General features: G+C 33.5%; 17 protein-coding genes and 1 riboswitch. Of the genes, 11 read left to right on the top strand and 6 right to left on the bottom strand.

What is annotated here, in order from left to right; genetic code table 11:
* The first annotated feature begins 259 nt into the window (after positions 1-259).
* From Q0977_RS05565 to Q0977_RS05575, 3 genes are read left to right on the top strand one after another with little or no spacing between them, the layout of a single operon-like run.
* Positions 260-958 carry a response regulator transcription factor gene (locus tag Q0977_RS05565; RefSeq protein WP_119415958.1) on the top strand — a complete coding sequence of 233 codons (699 nt, stop codon included), beginning with the start codon at positions 260-262 and terminating at the stop codon, positions 956-958.
* A complete protein-coding gene (locus tag Q0977_RS05570; RefSeq protein WP_158582358.1) occupies positions 933-1,097 on the top strand; it encodes a hypothetical protein in 165 nt (54 codons plus the stop codon). Before Q0977_RS05565 ends, Q0977_RS05570 begins: the two co-directional genes overlap by 26 nt.
* 1 nt (position 1,098) lies before the next feature.
* Positions 1,099-3,324: a histidine kinase dimerization/phospho-acceptor domain-containing protein gene (locus tag Q0977_RS05575; protein ID WP_299511244.1), complete on the top strand. Its 2,226-nt coding sequence runs from the start codon at positions 1,099-1,101 to the stop codon at positions 3,322-3,324.
* Positions 3,325-3,405: 81 nt separating this feature from the next.
* Here Q0977_RS05575 and Q0977_RS05580 read toward each other — a convergent pair whose 3' ends face one another.
* The 6 genes from Q0977_RS05580 to Q0977_RS05605 all read right to left on the bottom strand — a co-directional run bounded on the left by Q0977_RS05580 (position 3,406) and on the right by Q0977_RS05605 (position 8,445).
* Complete coding sequence (locus tag Q0977_RS05580; protein WP_124218206.1) at positions 3,406-4,707, bottom strand: helix-turn-helix domain-containing protein; 1,302 nt, start codon at positions 4,705-4,707, stop codon at positions 3,406-3,408.
* A 223-nt stretch (positions 4,708-4,930) separates the two neighbouring features.
* A complete protein-coding gene (locus Q0977_RS05585; RefSeq protein WP_119413961.1) occupies positions 4,931-5,566 on the bottom strand; it encodes a response regulator transcription factor in 636 nt (211 codons plus the stop codon).
* Positions 5,544-6,593, bottom strand: a complete 1,050-nt coding sequence (locus Q0977_RS05590; RefSeq protein ID WP_119413962.1) for a sensor histidine kinase — start codon at positions 6,591-6,593, stop codon at positions 5,544-5,546. Before Q0977_RS05590 ends, Q0977_RS05585 begins: the two co-directional genes overlap by 23 nt.
* Entirely contained in the window at positions 6,590-7,285 is a 696-nt protein-coding gene (gene liaF, locus Q0977_RS05595; protein WP_119413963.1) for a cell wall-active antibiotics response protein LiaF, read from the bottom strand. Before liaF ends, Q0977_RS05590 begins: the two co-directional genes overlap by 4 nt.
* A gap of 138 nt (positions 7,286-7,423) precedes the next feature.
* Positions 7,424-8,080 (bottom strand): PspA/IM30 family protein, encoded by a 657-nt coding sequence (locus Q0977_RS05600; RefSeq protein WP_119413964.1) that lies wholly within the window; start codon positions 8,078-8,080, stop codon positions 7,424-7,426.
* Positions 8,081-8,094: 14 nt separating this feature from the next.
* Positions 8,095-8,445: an ABC transporter permease gene (locus Q0977_RS05605; RefSeq protein WP_119413965.1), complete on the bottom strand. Its 351-nt coding sequence runs from the start codon at positions 8,443-8,445 to the stop codon at positions 8,095-8,097.
* Positions 8,446-8,634: 189 nt separating this feature from the next.
* On the opposite strand from Q0977_RS05605, the gene Q0977_RS05610 reads away from it, so the two are divergent.
* From Q0977_RS05610 to Q0977_RS05645, 8 genes are all read left to right on the top strand, one after another.
* Positions 8,635-9,723 (top strand): metallophosphoesterase, encoded by a 1,089-nt coding sequence (locus tag Q0977_RS05610; protein ID WP_119413966.1) that lies wholly within the window; start codon positions 8,635-8,637, stop codon positions 9,721-9,723.
* Positions 9,724-9,835: 112 nt separating this feature from the next.
* A complete protein-coding gene (locus Q0977_RS05615; protein WP_119413967.1) occupies positions 9,836-10,663 on the top strand; it encodes an undecaprenyl-diphosphate phosphatase in 828 nt (275 codons plus the stop codon).
* 279 nt (positions 10,664-10,942) lie between these two features.
* A complete protein-coding gene (locus tag Q0977_RS05620) occupies positions 10,943-11,662 on the top strand; it encodes a response regulator transcription factor (protein ID WP_299511258.1) in 720 nt (239 codons plus the stop codon).
* Positions 11,652-13,010 carry a HAMP domain-containing histidine kinase gene (locus tag Q0977_RS05625; protein WP_119413969.1) on the top strand — a complete coding sequence of 453 codons (1,359 nt, stop codon included), beginning with the start codon at positions 11,652-11,654 and terminating at the stop codon, positions 13,008-13,010. The genes Q0977_RS05620 and Q0977_RS05625 overlap by 11 nt, the downstream gene beginning before the upstream one ends.
* A complete protein-coding gene (locus Q0977_RS05630) occupies positions 12,997-13,686 on the top strand; it encodes a PepSY domain-containing protein (RefSeq protein WP_164489565.1) in 690 nt (229 codons plus the stop codon). The genes Q0977_RS05625 and Q0977_RS05630 overlap by 14 nt, the downstream gene beginning before the upstream one ends.
* A gap of 84 nt (positions 13,687-13,770) precedes the next feature.
* Positions 13,771-15,084, top strand: a complete 1,314-nt coding sequence (locus Q0977_RS05635; RefSeq protein ID WP_158582294.1) for a PepSY domain-containing protein — start codon at positions 13,771-13,773, stop codon at positions 15,082-15,084.
* Positions 15,085-15,305: 221 nt separating this feature from the next.
* A riboswitch (cobalamin riboswitch) is annotated at positions 15,306-15,485 on the top strand.
* A gap of 181 nt (positions 15,486-15,666) precedes the next feature.
* The gene (locus Q0977_RS05640; protein ID WP_299511462.1) at positions 15,667-17,880 is read left to right on the top strand and encodes a ribonucleoside-diphosphate reductase subunit alpha; all 2,214 of its coding nucleotides are present in this window, start codon (positions 15,667-15,669) and stop codon (positions 17,878-17,880) included.
* Between the two features lie 14 nt (positions 17,881-17,894).
* Positions 17,895-18,935 (top strand): ribonucleotide-diphosphate reductase subunit beta, encoded by a 1,041-nt coding sequence (locus tag Q0977_RS05645; RefSeq protein WP_119413972.1) that lies wholly within the window; start codon positions 17,895-17,897, stop codon positions 18,933-18,935.
* Positions 18,936-18,984 lie beyond the last annotated feature (49 nt).

Here is an 18,984-nt window from a genome sequence, read left to right on the forward strand (position 1 = left end):
AAATTGGAGAAGGTAGAATAATTATGGAAAAAATTTAAAATTTAATTTTAGGAAAAGGGACTACAAGTGTACAGTTTCAGTTTGTACTATACATATTTGTCTAATCAGCTGTAATCCTTTCTGAAAGTAGGTACTATGCAAACATTTTTAACAGAAGATAAAGTCTTAAGAATTTCTTCATTTTTATGATGACTACTTTTTAAGATTTAGTTTGTAAAATAAATTCTATAAAGAAAAACAGCGGAATGAGGTGTTAAAATTGAAGCCTTATACAATTTTAGTAACAGATGATGACCAAGATATACGGGATGGTATTGAAATCTATTTGAAAAATGACGGATACAACGTATTAAAGGCAGCGAATGGTTTAGAAGCACTTGAATTATTAATGGAGCATGAAGTACATTTAATCATTTTAGATATTATGATGCCGAAACTTGATGGAATTCAAACAACATTTAAGATACGAGAAGAACGTAATATTCCAATCATTATGCTTAGTGCCAAGGTTGAAGATACAGACAAAATCCATGGACTATCAGTTGGAGCAGATGACTATGTAACAAAGCCTTTCCATCCATTAGAACTTTTAGCGCGTGTAAAGTCGCAATTGCGACGTTATGTTAAATTGGGAACCTACAACAATGATCAGCAAGGAAAAGTCATTGTAGGAGGCTTGGCGTTAGATACTAATGCAAAAGAAGTCTTATTAGATGGTGAACCGATCAAGTTAACGAAGATAGAATATAACATTACAGAATTATTGTTAACAAATGCCGGACGGGTTTTCTCTATTCCAGATATTTATGAACGCGTATGGAATGAGCCAGCTTACAATGCTGAAAATATAGTTGCGGTACATATCCGTAAAATTAGAGAGAAAATCGAGGTAGATCCTAAAAATCCGAGATATTTAAAGGTGGTATGGGGAATTGGTTACAAAATTGAAAAAGCATAGTACGCTCATTTGGTCACTTATTGCATTAGTCATTGCAATTTGTAGCCTATTATATTGTTTAACGTTTATTTTCCATTTCATCGATTTTAACTTTAGTAGAACATTTGGGCAGCTTACACGTGTGATTGGAGGAGTATAATATGAAGAAATTTCAAAATACCGTCTTACTTTCTCTAATCTGTATGATATTAATCAGTGTATATACGCTATTAGAGTACGGTCATCAATATTTGATGAAAAACTTTTTTGAATCTGAATTTTTTCAATCTGAATATCAAAATTTTACAGACCAATTAGGCCCTCTCGTATTAAATCCTTTAGATGCTGATGAGGAAAAAAGTAATATTAAGGTATCAGATAAAGAGATAGAGGAATATCGCAATTATAATGGCACTTTAAGTGAACAAATTACAAATATTAACGAGCAATATCAAGATAAAATTGATGAAGCGAAAGATTCAAAGGTTACCTCAGTAAAAAATGCATTAATCAAAGATAGGGATAAGAAGATTCAAGATATTACAAAAAACTTTGAAGATGATGATTATGTCCGAGATAAAATTATTAAAATAAAAGAAAAGAAAATTGATAGGTATGTGAGTGATTTAGAAAATCGGAAACAAGATTTTTTAAAACAATATGATTATTTCACCTATAAACTAAAAGAGGTGTCAACAGGGGACACCTTTAGTGTTGGGAACTTGAACAATACAGCTATATATATACAAAAATACGATGGACAAAAGAAAATATTAAAAACAGAAACAATTAGTACTGAAGATTCTATTGATGATGAAAATTGGAATGCAGCAGAAAGTGATTCTCCGGATATATCGTATGATATTACAAATACTGCACAAAGAAATTTTCATCAATATTTAGGTGAAATTCATGTTGATAAAAATGCGTTTTTAAATTCAAGCTCTTATCAGGAATATAAGAATTTTAAATTTCGTCAAATAGTATTAGGAATAATATGGGTTTTAGGGTTACTATCGATTATCGTATTGTTTTGGATCAAACCATTTCATGTTGAAAAAAACGACAACCATTTTTTACTACGTACGATAAGAAGATGGCCGATTGATGTTCGTGCGCTATGCTTATTTATCACAGGAAACGTAATCATTATTGAAATATCCGGGTTGTTGAGTCGTTTTATTAATATACCCCTTTTTGGGGGAAGTCTTTCCAACTTAATCGAATTCGTATTGGGTACAATCATTTTTTATTTATTAGTATGGTTTGTAGTTATGCAATTGCTGCTAATAATTGAAGATATGAATACAGAAGAAAAACGATTAAAAGCATATCGAAGTTCTTTTACACTACATGTCATAGATGATTTGAAAAATTTATTTTTATCGATGAGCATAGGCTTACAAGCGATTGCGCTACTAGTTATTGTCTTTTTAGCGGGAATCGGATTAGCTGGAGCAATAACTGCATATGAATTAGTGCCGATTTACTTCATATTATTCTTCACGATTGCCTTACCAGCTATGATTGTCTTTTTAAGAAGAGTAAGTTATTTAAACAAAATTATGAAGCAAACAGAGGAAATGGTTGAAGGTCGTCTAAATAGTGAGATTAAAGTTAGAGGTAAATCCGCTTTTGGTAAACATGCAAGCCATTTAAATCGTTTACGTGAAGGGGTTCGAACTTCTATAACAGAGCAAGCGAAAAGTGAACGTTTAAAAACAGAACTGATTACAAATGTTAGTCATGATTTAAGAACACCTCTTACCTCAATCATTACCTATACAGATTTGTTGAAAAATCCTGATTTGACGGAGGATGAGCGTAATAGTTATATTGCCATTTTAGATAAGAAATCGCAGCGCTTAAAAACGTTGATAGAAGATTTGTTTGAAGTATCGAAAATGGCATCTGGTAATCTTGAATTACAAAAGGAAAAAGTAAACTTAAATCAATTATTGCAACAAGCACTTGGTGAATTAGAAGAGGATATGGAAAAAGCTGATATGACATTTCGCGTTCATATAACTGATGAGCCATTGATGGCTTATGTAGATGGTCAAAAATGGTGGAGAGTTTTGGATAATCTCATTATTAATGCTTTGAAATATACTATGGAAGGAACAAGAGTATATATTTCATTAGATAGAGTTGAGCAAAATGCTCAATTTGTCATCAAGAACATTACAAAATATGAACTCGGCAATCAAAATGTAGAGGAATTATACGAGCGCTTTAAACGTGCTGATACATCACGTCATACTGAAGGTTCAGGCTTAGGTTTAGCTATCACACAATCAATCGTAGATTTGCATCATGGTAGTATGGAGATTACAGTAGACGGAGATTTGTTTAAAGTTGTTGTAAATGTACCATTAGTTAGTTAGAAGAGGGCTATCAGTAGCTAAGTTTTCTATTATAAATTACCGAATGTAGGGGCTATTCAATTATGGATAAGCCCCTTCATTTTACGATAAATCTTCCCATGCTTTTATATTTTTCATCGCATACATAGCTTCAGTAGCTTTTTGATAATATTCAGTAGCCTTTTTATATTCTTCTCGTTTGCTTAATAATGAGCCAGCTAAAATGGCGTATTTATGAACATTTTTATAATTTTGAGTATTATTAAAGAAATCAATTGCTTCTGCAAAAAGGGCTTCATCAAAATCACTTAATTGATGGAGCATTTTATAAATGTGAAAATGGTAAACGTATTCTTGTGCTTCTTTCTCAATCTTGTGATCCTTGATAAGATTGAGGCCTTTATGACACCACGTTTCTACACTTGTGGTGCTGTTAAGTTTTGAATATTCCTTTACCATGGAATGGATGGTAATAAGTATTCGAAGAGGACATTTTTTGACGGCTAAGCTTTTTCTATAATAAGAAATCGCACCCCTTGAATCGCCTTCTAATGCATAAATATATCCTAGATTTTGATAGATAACACCATAGTTCTTTTTTAGATTATTTTCAGCACATATATTGTAGCAGTTATCGAAAATGTCTAATGCGTAATGATAATGTCCATTTTGAATATGTGATAGACCTATTCGTATATAACAATTCACCATTTGTTGGGGATATTTTAGTTCTGTAAATAATTTCAGAGCTTGTTCTGCATATTCAATCGCATTTAATGTTCGATGAAGTTTATGGTAAACAGTACTAAGAAAGTAATAATAATCTGCTTTTTCTCCCACGGAAAGTTGGATTTTTGAAATTAATAATCCGGCCTTTTCAAGGTATGATAATGCAGATTGATATTGTTTTGTATTAATGCAGTATAGAGAATAGTTTTCATAATAGAAAAATTTCTGCCGATCGTTTAGACTTTCTTCCATTGTTTTAAAGGCATTGAGTAACGAAACGGCATTTTCCATTTCCATAGGTTCATCAATCATTAAATACAGTCGCAGTAATCTCAAATTAAATGTATAGAAGTTTTCAATATTACTAAATTCTAGATTCATGGATTTAAAATAATCTAGTAGCTTTTTTATTTGTATTTGGTCATTGTTCATAATTGCATTTTTTATTAATGGATAATTTTCCTTTAAAAACTGTTCCTCATCGATATCGATGTAATGTTCTAAGTTGATTTGCAAACGGTTGATGAGTGCATGTTTCACTTCATCTTGAGGAATTTGCTTACCGCTTTCTATTTTACTTAGGTAAGAGGTGGAACAAATATCTTTGGCTAATTCCTTTTGTGTGATCTTTTGCTTAATGCGTTCCTTTTTTATTATATTTCCAATGTTTTTCATAAGTAGATTTAACCCTCTTAACGTCTGTCCTTTTTTAGAATTATTTCATGATTCTAAACTAATTGTAATCGGCTGAAAGGTTTATTTTACTTAGTAAATTTACATTTTTGTGAATTATCTATTATTTAATGGAAATAGTATGGAAAGTGACGGCTGATTAGGGTGTAATTTACCTATTTGCTTCCGCAGTAGCGGGGAAAAGGAAGTCCCTATTAGGTATAATTCACTTAATAGGGACAAGTTGGTGGTTAAATGCATAAACGACAGCCTGAGTACGATCTTGTACTTCTAATTTTGAAAGGATATTACTTACATGAGTTTTTACAGTTTTTAAAGCGATATATAGTTCATCTGCAATATCCTGATTGGTCTTTCCTTGAGCCATCAATAAAAGCACTTCTTGTTCTCGGTCAGTTAAATCTTCATGAAGTGGTTTTTCTTTATGGCGCATTCGTTGCATCATTTTATTTGTTACTTCTGGTTCTAAAATCGGTTGTCCATTATAAGTACTTCGGATAGCATCGGCAATTTGTTTTGCATTTGTTGTTTTTAATAGGTAACTGATTGCACCAGCTTCTAGAGCAGGGTAGACTTTATCATCATCCAAGAAACTAGTGACAATCATTATTTTAGCTTCTGGCCATTCTTTTATAATAGCCTCTGTTGCTTCGGAGCCAGACATGATAGGCATAACCATATCCATTAAAATGACATCCGGACGGTGTTGCAGAGATAAATCGACGGCTTCTTGACCATTTGTAGCTTCAGCAACAACAGTCATATCAGACTGAGCTTGTAAGTATGCTGAAACACCAATGCGTACCATCTCGTGATCATCAGCTAATAGAATTCGAATCATTTTTTAATAACTCCTTTTCTACTGGAATTTGTATTTCAATGACAGTACCTTGTGATGGAACAGAAACAATTTTACAGGTACCACCAATTTCAACAGCACGTTCTTCTATATTATGCAAACCGTAGGAGCCTGCTTTCTCATCAATCGTTTCAAAGCCAATACCATTATCACGTACTCGGAAGATGACACGTTCATTGCGCTCCACAAGCAATAATTCTAGTTCTGTTGCTTTTGCATGTCTTAATGTATTAGACAAAGTTTCTTGAGCAATTCGGAATAAATGATCCTCGGCACCTTTTGAGAGATGTACATCTTCAAGACGGTATTTAATCGTAAAGGTTACTTTTTGCTGTAACTCAATAAGCAAGTCTTCTAAACCTTTTGAAATCGATTTGTCTTTTAATGCTGCAGGACGAAGGTGTAGTAATAATGCTCTCATTTCAAGTTGTGCTTGTTGTACGATTTGTTCAGTTTGAAGTAGAGTTCTTTTTGTGTCATCTGACAAATCTGCTGAAACTGTTTCATTCACTGTTGAAAGTAACATAGATGCAGCAAAAAGTTGTTGGGAAACAGAATCATGTAGTTCTCTCGCCAATCGTTGTCGTTCTTGAACAATGCGTTCTTGAATAATGAGATCTTGATTGACAGCTTTATCATTGGTCATTTTTTGTAAACTTTTCCGTTGCGTACTGATTAATTCTTTTGTAGAAGTTAATGATTTTTGTAAGCTAGCATTAATCTCGAATGTTTCAAGCGACTGATTATCATTTTTCACTGCATTTTGTAAGGCTAATTCGAATTGTTGTTCTTTTTGATGTGTTAGAAGGAGACTCCAAGTAGCAATACAAACGCTAAATAGTAAACATAAAGAAATGAATAAAACAACAATTGGTAGATTCCAGTAGCGTGATACCCAAAGACCTTCCCATTTAGATAACGTATTTCCATATAAAAGAAAGAAAATAGCTGTTAATAAGATTAGTTCAAAAAACAAGGTTGTAAGTGTACGAGTTAGAAATTTTGTCATTGACGAATCACCTCAACATCTCCAAATAATGTTGATACGGTGATGATTAGTTCGGTAGATGCCTCTTCTATTAAATCATACCCATCTCGAAGTGTAATTGTGTCATTCCAAATTCTAGGATAAGCATTGCCGAAACATTTAGCATCTCCAACAAATGTATTATAGTGGAGTCGAACAGGGATTTCGTATGGAACAATAATCCTGACTTTCCCAAATCCTTGTCGAATAGAAATTAGGGAAGTACCTTTTGGCAAAACAGTTTGAGTTGTATCAATATACAAATCACCTACAAAACTTTGAATATGCACATCTTGCCATTCGTAAGATTGAAGTGGTGTATTTTGAAATGAAAAAAGTTTATTTTTAATAGGTTTCGTAACAGATTGTTGTGTAACTGGCTTAGAAAATGATATATGGACAGGGTCGCCTTTTTTCATCTTCCATAACACATACAATAATGTGGCTACAACAATGATACGTAGACTCCACATAGATGTGAGTGCAATCGCTATACATATGACGCCAGACCAAAAAAGCCATTTTCGTCTTTTGCGCATACTTATATAAATGAAAAATGCACCAAGAACAACAAACATAATGCTGCCGTTTTCAAAAAAGGTTGATTCCGTAAAAATAAGCAGGAATGCAATAAGAGTTAGCATTGTGAGTTTGTTCGTTGAAAACTGCGTCATAGATGTCCCTCCTTTAAACATTTCGCATAATCTGATGTAAGACTGACCTAACTGATGGGAGTTTCATTACATATAAGGGAAAAAAGAGAAGGTTTCCCTTCTCTTTTTAAGTATAACGGTAGTCCTCTAGAAGTCTAGTTATTGTGGTGATTCAAGAGTTTCTTTTTTTGTCATTTTTTTCTCAAGTTGAGCTAAACGTTCTTCCATAGAAGTAATTTCATGTTGCTGATCAATTTTTTGACCAAGACGATCAATGTAATTTTCCATTTCTTCAAATGTATCAAGTCTATCGTTAATAGAGCCTGTTGTTTCTGGATGAAGGATATGGTCCATTTGGTTATGTGCTCGAACGACATTCTCCTTTCCCATTAGTTGTAGTTGACGGAGTTTCATATCTTTAATCTTATGTTTCATTTCTTCATATTTGCGTTCTAGCCCAAATAACTCTTCGGTTGTTTTATCTATACTTGTTTTTATAATGATACTGCGTTGTTCATAGGCAGCCATTTCTTGTTCTGCAAAACCGATTAAGTCTTGTTCACCACTTAGCTTTGCTAATTCTAATTGAGCTTTACGTTTGTTATGCATTTCATTTGCAACTTCAAGTTCTTTTTCAAGCTTTTGTTTTAAAGCTCCTTGTCTTTCTAGCCATTTCCCAGTTTCTTCTGTTTGTTTTTCTGCTTCGCGAATGTATTGGTTTAACATCGCAATTGGATTTTTTTCTTCTTTTTTGTCAAATAGACGATTCAAATCCGCCTCGATTGTATATTTCAAACGTTGTAGTAAGTTCACCATGTTGGTCCCTCCAATTATTTAGATAATTCGTTCCATTGATTTTCAAAGTTTGTAAATGGATCCTCTGATTTTGGTGCAACAAATGATTCGCTAGAAGAACTGCCCCATTTGTGTACGATGTACCACAAGATAGCAATTGCTGCTAAGCCGATAAATCCTGGAATATTTGCAGTTGCTGTCAATAAACCAGCAATAGCAACGAGTGCCCACACAACTTTTGCGAATGTGGAGTTACTTTTCAAATAGAAGTGCACTCCTGCATAAAGAATAGCTGCTGAAATGGCTAGTCCTGATAAAGCTCCTAAAGAGCTTAGAATTGTGATGGCTGCTATAATACCGATGATCAATAAACCAAATTTTTTCATTGGTTATTTCCTCTCCCTTCGTTTGTATTTCTATCATAAGAGGAAATTGAATTTCTCTAAACGGTCTGGAAATTGATTTTTATCTAAGTCTAGAGGCTGAGCCAATCTAAGACTAGTTATTGTTTGTATTTTTCTATCCATTAAATGTAAAATACTTACATATGATATTAAAGGAGAATATATTCAATAATGAAGAAAATAATGGCAGTTTCTATATTTTTCATTTTATATAATGTAGTTGTCTTTTATCTTGGTTGGAATGTTTACCATTGGTTGCACGGTGCTTTTCATGTAAGTAATCCACTGGTATTTTCAGCTATCTGGCTTTATATGGCTTATAGTATTATTCTTAGCAATATCAATGAGCAGTTTCGAATTACAAAAGTAGTAAGTTGCTATTGGCTGATTGTAATGGAATATGGATTATTATTATTTCCAATCGCTAATTTATTGTTATGGTTTTTCCCCTCATTTCATATGATTTGGGTAGGGTATGTAATATTTAGCATTTTTGCTTTAATCATTATATTTGGATCATACATGGCATACTCACCGATAATACGTACAAAGACAATTCAGATTAGAAAGTATAGCAATGAAAGAAAAAAATATCGTATAGTGATTGCTTCTGATTTTCATCTTGGAATCTTATCGAATAAGAGACTATTACAAAAGTTTGTTTCACGTTCAAATGCTGCAAAGCCGGATATTGTATTTCTTGTAGGAGATATCGTAGACGATCATCCATATTGGTATAAGGCATATCAGATGGATGAAGTCATGAAGACATTAAAAGCTACATATGGTATTTATGGTGTACTAGGAAACCATGAATATTATGGCAAACAGATTCCGCTATTTATAGATGAGATGGAAAAATCAGGCGTAAAAATTCTACAAGATGAAACAATTTGTGTAGCAAATACGTTTTATGTAACTGGAAGAGAAGATAAAACAAATAAGGATCGTAAATCTTTAGAGCAATTATCTAAAGCTGTGGATGACCAATTTCCTTGGATAGTGATGGATCACACACCTTCGGATTTAGAAACACCTGTAAATCTTGGAGTAGACGTGCATCTCTCTGGACATACCCATTTGGGACAAATGTGGCCGAATCAATGGATTACTCGTAAACTATTCGAACTAGATTATGGCTATCTTTTGAAAAAATCTACTCATATTATTGTTTCATCAGGTTTTGGCTTTTGGGGTCCACCTATTCGTACGAATAGTAGAAGTGAAATGTGGGTTGTAGATGTTGAGTTAGTGGACTAATCATTAATGAAACTTTAAGTTTGCTTTTTCTTTTCATATGTTATGATAGTTTTGTTTGTAATGAAAGGTAATCATTCAACAAAGTAAAATAAAAAATAATTAAGGAGATACTATGGACTTTTTAGAGCTATTAAAATCCATTATTTTAGGATTTGTAGAAGGAATGACAGAATTTGCTCCAGTATCATCTACAGGTCATATGATTATTGTGGATGACATGTGGTTAAAAACAAAAGAGTTTTTAGGAGAATCTTCTGCCAATACTTTTAAAATTGTTATTCAGTTAGGGTCCATCCTAGCTGTTGTAGTTGTCATGTGGAAACGAATGTTAAGTTTGATAGGTTTATATCATCTTGAAGGACAGAAACCACATCACAGATTTAATTTATTGCATGTTATTATGGGGATTATTCCTGCTGGTGTATTAGGGGTATTATTAGAAGATTATATCGATAGTTATTTATTTGGGATTAAAACAGTAATCATTGGATTATTTGTAGGTGCGATTTTGATGATTGTAGCAGATAAATTTGGACCAAAAAGACCTAAAGTAACTTCACTTGATGATCTCTCTTATGTCCAAGCTTTTAAAGTAGGACTTGTACAATGTCTATCATTATGGCCAGGATTTTCACGCTCAGGTGCTACAATTTCTGGCGGTGTATTATTAGGATTAGATCACCGAACAGCATCAGATTTTACATTTATCATGGCTGTTCCAATTATGGCGGGTGCTAGTGGTATTTCACTTTTAAAACACTGGGATGAGATTAACTTTGGGGACATGGGTTTCTATGTTGTAGGATTTATAAGTGCATTTATCTTTGCATTAATCTCTATTAAATTCTTCTTGAAACTTATTTCAAAAGTAAAATTAGTGCCATTTGCAATCTATCGTATTGTATTAGCCATTGTACTATCATTCTTCGTATTTATGTAAAAGGGATGCGGATAGTGGAGTTTAGATTTGACTACCGCAGGAGTAATACATTATAACGGATATTTTTTATTGAAAGAAGGGTCTGCCCTGTAAGTTTTCTACTTATAGGACAGTCCTTTTATTTTTGTTTATTATAAAGAATAAGATTATCATCTTTATCAATTGCCGGTTTATTCTCATTATATTTTCATAAAAACATGCTACGATAAAAGTAAAACTTTTAAATATGGAAATCTAAATTATTTAAAAGTTCATCACAGTAAATGGTAGGTGAAGAATTTGGCAGAACGAATTTTAATTATAGAAGATGAAGAGAAAATAGCGCGTGTCCTACAATTAGAATTAGAGTTTGAAGGGTATGAAACGGGTATTGCTTATACAGGTTCAGATGGACTTATATTATACAGAGAACAACAATGGGATCTAATCTTGTTAGACATCATGTTACCCGTTATAAGTGGGATTGATGTCTTAAAAAGAATAAGAGCTACAGAATACTCAACACCAATCATTATGTTAACTGCAAAGGATGAACTCGAAGATAAAGTGACAGGATTAGATCTCGGGGCAAATGATTATATTACAAAACCTTTTGAAATTGAAGAATTATTGGCAAGAATTCGAGTAGCACTAAGATTTCAAAGAGAAAAACAAAAAAACGATGTTAAGGACATAAAAAAAGATATCTATTTTCATGAATATGGTGGACTTTCAATGCATGAAAAAACAAGAGAAGTAAATAAAGACGGACTATCAATCGATTTAACTCCGCGAGAATTTGAATTGTTATTGTATTTACTCAAACATCCAAAACAAGTTTTAACGCGTGAGCAAATACTAGATAGGGTGTGGGGATATGACTACTATGGAGATACAAATGTAGTAGATGTATACATTCGATATGTACGCCAGAAAATAGACAAAGGGACTAACAATCCGCTCATACACACAGTACGTGGTGTGGGTTATGTTCTAAAGGAAAAGACACATGAAACTTAAATCGAAAATTCATATATTCTCGACAATTTTAATGCTTATTATTCTAGTAATTATGACTGTCGGCATCTACTTTATGTATGAGAAAATGGCTTATGATACAGAGTATAGACAACTGTTAGAGGAATCGCAGGAACTTGTGACTTCTATTAGTCAAACTAGCGGCATTAATGATCCGGCGACAATTTTACGAGCTTATATACCTACTAATGGAGCTATTCGAATTATTGACCAAAAAGGAAAGCAACTAGTAGCTGTTCAATCTATGGAAGGTATCGAATCCTATAAACCGCAACTGAACACAAAGAGCTATCAAGTTGAAGAATACAAAGGTATAGCCATTCTCTCTCTTAATGTACCAGTTGTTTGGAAAGACGGTTCTGTTGTATATGTTCAAATTATGCAATCAATGAAAAATGTAGCGAGAACACTTTCGCTATTAAGACTGGTACTGAGTGGAATGACTATTATAGCCACGATTTTCGTCATGCTTTCAAGTATGACGCTTGCTAAAATAGTACTCCTACCAATTCAAAGATTAACAGCTACTATGAAAAGAAGTAGTCAATCAGGAACATTTGAGAAAATTGTTATACGTAAGCAAGGAAAAGATGAATTAGGGGAAATGAGTTCAACGTTTAACAATATGATGTCACAGCTTGAACAAAATTACCGTAAGCAAGAGCAATTTGTTTCCAATGCTTCGCATGAATTAAAAACACCACTTACAGTGATTGAAAGTTATGCAAGACTTCTTAAACGTCGGGGATTTGATAATAAAAAGGTAGCGGAAGAATCAGTAGAGGCTATATTAAGTGAATCTATTCGTATGACAGAAATGATTCAACAAATGCTTGAACTTGCAAAAAATAAAGAAAATGCACCTTTAAAAAAGGAACAGATTGATATATATCAATTATTACAACAGACATTACAACAAATGCGTCAAACTTATAAAAGAGAATTTTATCTTTATGGAAAAGGACCTATGTTGGTAAATACAGATCATCAGAAGATGAAGCAACTCTTATTTATTTTCCTTGAAAATGCAAGACGTTATAGTAATGACGAAATACATGTACATTTATCTGAAGAACCTTACATTATTAAAATTCAGGATTATGGGGATGGGATTGCCGAAGAGCATATTCCACATCTTTTTGAAAGATTCTATCGAATAAGTGAAGATCGAAATCGCAAAACAGGTGGGACTGGCTTAGGCCTTGCTATTGCCAAAGAAATTGCTGACCAGTTAAATATCAGCATATCAGTAGAAAGTACAGTAGGGGTAGGTACCACCATGATATTGACTTTTAATGAACAAAAGGAGGTACCAAATGAGAAAAGTTAAACATTTGTCACTCCTAACAATTATTATATTAGCTATTGCGGCGATTTTCAGTGTTTGTTTAATGTGGAATCATGAGTCTACTGAAAATAGAAAATCTACTGAGGAAGTTTATAAAAGTATTGAAACGATGTATGGTGGAGAAATTGTCTCCTTTAAAAACAATGGTGATGAGTATGCAATGGAATTATCAAAAAATGGGGCGAACTATCATATTGAAGTGAGAGCGAAAGACGGCAAAGTACTTCAGATGAAAAGAACAGATCTAGATGGTTTAAAAAAGGAAGATATTTTGTCTAAACAGGAAGTTAATCGAGTTATAAAAAATCATTATAATGGAAGAATTGAGAGTGAGCTTTTAAATACATGGCAAAATGAAATGGTGTATCAAATTCAAGTCACTGCTCAATCCAAAAAACTGAATATTATTGTAGACGCGATTACAGGTGAAATTTTATCTGAGACTCGTGTTAATTTGAATGCTAAAAATACTGCTATAAGTAAAAAAGAAGCACAGCAGATTGCTATAAAGAAATTGAATGGTACGATTCAAAATACCACTTACTATGAGACAAGCAGTGGTGGATATTATTTAGTCAAAATAGAGAAAAAAGGTATAAACAAAACTTTTCAAATACACGGTGTATCAGGGAAAGTAATGTCAATTACGAATGATTAATTTTCTCACCAAAATCTAATGTTACTCTATCAGTATTTTCATTTTAGTTGTATATAGTAAATGTAACAAAAGGAGGCGGAAATGATGAAAAAGACAATCATTGCATTAGCAATTACAGGTTCTTTAGTAATATCAGGAGTAGTTGGAGTAGCAGCAAAATATTCGGCAAAACAAGACATTTTATCGTCTCAAGAAATTTCTAAGAAGGCTCTAAGTTATGTAAAAGGAAAAGTATATAAGGTGGAGCTAGACCATGAAAATATGGGACCTGTTTATGAAGTAGAAGTTAAAGGACCCAAAGCAAAATATGAGCTGAAATTAGACGCCAAAACAGGTGAACTTTTAAAAAAATCAACCGAATATTATACGACAACACTTGGTAATAAATTTATAGGTCTAGAAAAAGCAAAACAAATAGCCCTTAAATCTGTTAAGGGAACGATTCAAAAGGCAAAATTTGATAAAGAAGATAGTGTATATGAAATAGAAATTATTAAAGGAAAATACGAATATGAATTTGATATCGACGCATATACAGGGAAGATTTTAAAAAAAGAAAAAACAAAATTTTCTTCTAAAAGTGATCGAGCGATTAGTTTGAGTAAAGCAAAACAAATTGCTTTAAGTTCTGTTGATGGTGTTGTTCAAACAGCTCAATATCATCCAAGTAAAGGAATATATATAGTTCATGTTAAAAAGAATGCCAAAACATATGAACTTCATATTGATGCGGAAACAGGAAGAATTATCGATCAACAATCGAATAATTCAACATTATCAAATGCTGGCTTAAGTATTGGAAATGCTGAAGAAGTTGCCCTTAATGCAGTTGGTGGTGGCTCAATCATAACGTCTAACTTAGATAGTGAAGATGGTGTTTATGAAGTCAAAGTAAGAAACGGAAAATATGAATATGAACTTGAAATTGATGCTACATCAGGTGAAATTCTTAAACAGCAAAAAGAAGCCGTAGAATACAATTCGTTAAGTGATTCCACAGCACTGATTGGTGTGGAAAAGGCAAAACAAATCGCACTATCGAAAGTTTCTGGAACTATCTCATCTGCAACCTATGACCAAGAAGATGGTGTATATGAAGTATCAGTAATCTCGAATGGGTATGGATATGATTTTGATATAAATGCTCAGACAGGTGAGATTATTAAGCAAGAACAAGAAAAAGTTGATAACGTTACTACTAATAATAATTCATCTTATATTACGTCACAACAAGCTTCTCAAATTGCGTTATCAAAAGTAAAAGGAACTGTTACTAAAATTGATTTAGAAGATGGAGTTTATGAAGTAGAGATTAAAGATGGTACTTATGAATATGAACTTGAAATTGATGCTCAAACAGGTGAAGTTTTAAGTTTAGAGAAAGATTATGAAGATTGATAAAATAGTAAAATAACTATCCAATTCGTTTTAAGTACATGAATTGGGTAGCTTTTTTATTTTTTTTAAATGTCCTTATTCTATGCATTAAAATAGGTTGGTGTATTTTGTTTGACAAAATATAGAATAAGTTTGTCGTGCTTTTTCTTTAATTTTGCAAATAGACTTGTATTAAGTAAACACAATATGTTAGATTGTATTTATATCAAAAGCACAATATATAGTATGAAACGAAGATTGGTACCAGTAATGGTTTAAAAGGGAATTCGGTTCAACGCCGAAGCTGTCCCCGCAACTGTAAGTGTGGACAATTGTCAAATAACCACTGAGCAATGCTTGGGAAGGATGACAAATTGGATGAAACACAAGCCAGTAGACCTACCAGTATTTTCGTTACAACACTTTCTTCGGGGGTTGAGAAGTGGAAGTACATATTTCACAGCATATTTCGTATGTTTTTTGCTGTGGTTTATTTGTTTCCATTTCAATTAGAGCGATCGTTAGTCGAAGAAGACTGATGATCGTTTTTTATTTTGACTAATAAAATCATTTGTATAAAAGGAGACGACAATATTGGTAACAATGATTGATGAAAAAGAAATAGTATTGCAGCGTTTGGAAGATGAATTTGGTAAAGAAGAAATCAGTCCATTACGACGCAAACATGAACGTTTTGAAAAAAAACATCCCAATGCCGCAGAAAATGAATGGACAAAGGCACTAGCTTTAGACGCATTAAGCTTTTTAGACGAAGAAGAACCGTATTGGACATTTGTTGCAGCACGTCTTTTACTAATGGAAATTTATAAAGAAGCTGCTGACAACCGACAAGTTTCAATAGAGAATGTGTATAAAGTGTTCACTGAACATATTCATAAGTTCGTTGCGAAAGGTCTCTACAACCCAATTTTAGTGAATGCTTATTCAAAAGATGAATTACAACAATTAGCGAAAGAATTAGAACCAAAGAGAGATCAATTATTTACTTATATAGGGTTAAAGACGTTGATGGATCGCTACGTCACACGTGATTTTGATAAGAAACCTATTGAATTACCGCAAGAGCGTTGGATGGTTATTGCCATGACCCTAATGCAACAAGAAAAAGAGAACAGAATTGAAAAAGTAAAAGAAGCTTATTGGGCAATGAGTAATCTTTATATGACGACAGCAACGCCAACATTAGCAAATGCAGGGAAAACACATGGCCAACTATCAAGTTGCTTTATCGACACTGTAGATGATAGTTTACAAGGTATTTATGACTCTAACACAGACGTAGCAACACTTTCAAAATTTGGAGGCGGTATAGGTGTGTACATGGGCAAGGTTCGTAGCCGTGGATCATCTATTCAGGGATTCAAAGGGGCATCAAGCGGCGTTATTCCATGGATCAAACAACTAAATAATACAGCTGTATCAGTAGATCAACTCGGACAACGCCAAGGTGCCATTGCTATTTACTTAGATGTATGGCATAAGGATATTTTTTCATTCCTAGATTTGAAATTAAATAACGGCGATGAACGAATGCGTGCACATGATATTTTCACTGGTGTCTGTTTACCTGATATTTTCATGGAAGCTGTAGAGAATCGTGAAGACTGGTATTTGTTTGATCCACATGAAGTCCGTACAGTAATGGGATTTGACCTAGAGGATTCATACGATGAAAAACGTGGAGAAGGGTCATTCCGTAACAATTATTTAGCATGTGTTAATAATCCACTATTATCTCGAGATGTTGTACCTGCGATTGATATTATGAAAAGGATTATGCGTAGTCAGTTAGAAACAGGAGTGCCATTTATGTTCTATCGTGATGAAGTCAATCGTAAAAATCCGAACAAACATAAAGGAATGATCTACTCGTCTAACTTATGTACTGAAATTGCACAAAACATGTCTCCTACAGAATTTGAATCGGTAGAGCTTGAAAATGATATCATTGTTACTCGTCGTAAAGCTGGAGATTTTGTGGTATGTAATTTATCATCTATTAATTTAGGAAGAGCTGTTCCAGCAAATGTATTAGAACGACTAATTCCCATTCAAGTTCGCATGCTCGATAATGTTATTGATTTGAATAATATTCCTGTAAAACAAGCTGCACTAACAAACGAACGCTATAGAGGTATTGGTCTTGGTACATTCGGTTGGCATCATCTATTAGCAGTCTCAGGTATTGCTTGGGAATCGGAAGAGGCAGTCCAATTTGCGGATAAATTATACGAGAAAATCGCCTATTTAACAATTCAATCCTCTATGAAACTTGCAGAAGAAAAAAGTGCATATCCATTATTTGAAGGGTCTGATTGGCATACAGGTAGTTACTTTGAAAGTCGTGGCTATCTTGATGAAAAATGGACAGACCTCAAACAAAAGGTAGCACAAAAAGGAATGCGCAATGGCTATGTAATGGCTGTTGCACCAAATTCTACAACATCTATAATTGCTGGAAGTACAGCAAGTATCGATCCTATTTTCCAAAAAAGTTATTCTGAAGAGAAAAAGGATTATAAAATCCCAGTAACTGTTCCAGATTTAAATGAAAAAACAACTTGGTACTATAAATCGGCCTATTTCATCGATCAAAATTGGACGATTAAACAAAATGCAGCACGTGCTCGACATGTTGACCAAGGAATTTCATTAAATTTATATGTTCAAAACACAGTAAAGGCGAAAGACTTACTAGCACTTCATCTAAATGCATGGAATAGCGGCGTCAAAACAACTTACTATGTTCGCTCTACATCCGTTGAATTATTAGAATGTGAATCTTGTGCTAGTTAATGGGGGAGATAAAAATGACTGAAGTAAAAAAACGTGTGTTAATGGATAAAGAAGCACCGAACCGCTCAACTAAAATTGTCAATGGCCGTTCTTCTAATATACTAAACTGGGATGATGTTCAATTTAGTTGGGCATATCCAAAATATAAAAAAATGCTAGGTAACTTCTGGACACCATTTGAGATTAATATGAGTAACGATATCAAACAATTTCCACAGTTAACAACTGATGAACAGCAAGCGTTTAAGAAGATTATTGGTTTACTAGCATTGCTAGATAGTATCCAAACCGATTATGCAGGCCGTATTGCTGATTATTTAACAGATTCAAGTCTCAACGCATTGATGATTATTTTGGCGCAACAAGAAGTCATTCATAATCATTCTTATTCTTACATTTTGTCTAGCCTTGTTTCAAAAGATGAGCAAGATGAAGTGTTCGATTTCTGGCGTACTGAACCTGTTCTTGAAAAGCGTAATGACTTTGTGATCAAAGGATATAAACAATTCGCAGAAGAACCAACTGTAGAGCATATGCTAGATTCGATTGTGTATGATGTTATTCTAGAAGGTCTATTCTTCTATTCGGGCTTTTCATTCTTTTATCACTTGGCACGCAATCAAAAAATGGTCGCAACAAGTACAATGATCAACTACATTAACCGTGATGAACAATTGCATGTAGATCTGTTTGTGAAAATATATAAACAATTGTTAGAGGAATACCCAGAGTTTAATACAGCTGAACGAGCAGAAAAAGTAGAAGCAATCTTCCGTGAAGCGGCTGAGCTTGAAATTGAATGGGGTCGAGAAGTGATAGGGGATAAAATTGATGGTCTAGATATTGAAGATGTAGAAGATTATATATACTTTTACGCAAATGTTCGTTGCAACCAACTTGGTTACGAACGTCCATTTGAAGGATATCGCAAAAATCCGATGAAATGGATCAAAGCTTACGAAGATGTGGACCTTGGCAAAACGGATTTCTTCGAGCAACGTTCACGTCAATATGTGAAAGTCAATGTTCAAGACAATGGTTTTGACGAACTATAACTCTTGATAACGAGAAAGTGCTGCACCAATTCAAGGATTGGACAGCACT

Origin of the sequence: uncultured Rummeliibacillus sp. (assembly GCF_934216135.1) — a bacterium.
Taxonomy (GTDB): domain Bacteria; phylum Bacillota; class Bacilli; order Bacillales_A; family Planococcaceae; genus Rummeliibacillus.

What these genes read in the sequence shown, in the direction of transcription:
- Q0977_RS05615 (WP_119413967.1), top strand. Translation starts at nt 9,836, where the DNA reads ATGGACTTTTTAGAGCTATTAAAATCCATTATTTTAGGATTTGTAGAA.
- Q0977_RS05640 (WP_299511462.1), top strand. Translation starts at nt 15,667, where the DNA reads ATGATTGATGAAAAAGAAATAGTATTGCAGCGTTTGGAAGATGAATTT.
- Q0977_RS05605 (WP_119413965.1), bottom strand. Translation starts at nt 8,445, where the DNA reads ATGAAAAAATTTGGTTTATTGATCATCGGTATTATAGCAGCCATCACA.
- Q0977_RS05630 (WP_164489565.1), top strand. Translation starts at nt 12,997, where the DNA reads ATGAGAAAAGTTAAACATTTGTCACTCCTAACAATTATTATATTAGCT.
- liaF (WP_119413963.1), bottom strand. Translation starts at nt 7,285, where the DNA reads ATGACGCAGTTTTCAACGAACAAACTCACAATGCTAACTCTTATTGCA.
- Q0977_RS05635 (WP_158582294.1), top strand. Translation starts at nt 13,771, where the DNA reads ATGAAAAAGACAATCATTGCATTAGCAATTACAGGTTCTTTAGTAATA.
- Q0977_RS05600 (WP_119413964.1), bottom strand. Translation starts at nt 8,080, where the DNA reads ATGGTGAACTTACTACAACGTTTGAAATATACAATCGAGGCGGATTTG.
- Q0977_RS05575 (WP_299511244.1), top strand. Translation starts at nt 1,099, where the DNA reads ATGAAGAAATTTCAAAATACCGTCTTACTTTCTCTAATCTGTATGATA.
- Q0977_RS05590 (WP_119413962.1), bottom strand. Translation starts at nt 6,593, where the DNA reads ATGACAAAATTTCTAACTCGTACACTTACAACCTTGTTTTTTGAACTA.
- Q0977_RS05585 (WP_119413961.1), bottom strand. Translation starts at nt 5,566, where the DNA reads ATGATTCGAATTCTATTAGCTGATGATCACGAGATGGTACGCATTGGT.
- Q0977_RS05580 (WP_124218206.1), bottom strand. Translation starts at nt 4,707, where the DNA reads ATGAAAAACATTGGAAATATAATAAAAAAGGAACGCATTAAGCAAAAG.
- Q0977_RS05625 (WP_119413969.1), top strand. Translation starts at nt 11,652, where the DNA reads ATGAAACTTAAATCGAAAATTCATATATTCTCGACAATTTTAATGCTT.
- Q0977_RS05645 (WP_119413972.1), top strand. Translation starts at nt 17,895, where the DNA reads ATGACTGAAGTAAAAAAACGTGTGTTAATGGATAAAGAAGCACCGAAC.
- Q0977_RS05610 (WP_119413966.1), top strand. Translation starts at nt 8,635, where the DNA reads ATGAAGAAAATAATGGCAGTTTCTATATTTTTCATTTTATATAATGTA.